Raw genomic sequence first — 379 nt, forward strand, 5'->3', positions numbered from 1 at the left:
TATCAGATTAAGCTTCGAGCTTTCATTCAGTACGATTTTATCTGTTACTGATAAAACGGTGTGGCCAAGATTAACATCGCCCGCACTGGTCAGTGAACCGAGTGAAAGGCGATGGGCATTTAACCGGCTGACATCAAGACTGGCGTTTTGGTCAATATGTACAGATGCCGTACCACCATCTGCATCTCCCAAAAATTGTGTATTACCGCCTTCACTTGTCATAATTGTAGCCTGTCCGGCTGAGCTGTTACTACTGAATATGAAATCCCCAGCATTAATAATGAAGCTGGAGCCAGCGTTTGCGTGATCCTGAAAACGTATATTGGCATCCGCATTGTTTATTAGGCGGGCGTCTTTTGCGTTGCTTTTACCAGAAAAC

The 379-nt window shown here is 44.6% G+C and carries 1 protein-coding gene; it reads right to left on the reverse strand.

The window, feature by feature from the left end; translation table 11 throughout:
• Nucleotides 1–379: hypothetical protein (locus tag HBA93_RS19195; RefSeq protein WP_221724364.1), on the reverse strand; the 379-nt coding region annotated here is incomplete at both ends.

It is taken from the genome of Ochrobactrum sp. SFR4 (assembly GCF_019730395.1).
GTDB lineage: Bacteria > Pseudomonadota > Alphaproteobacteria > Rhizobiales > Rhizobiaceae > Pseudochrobactrum.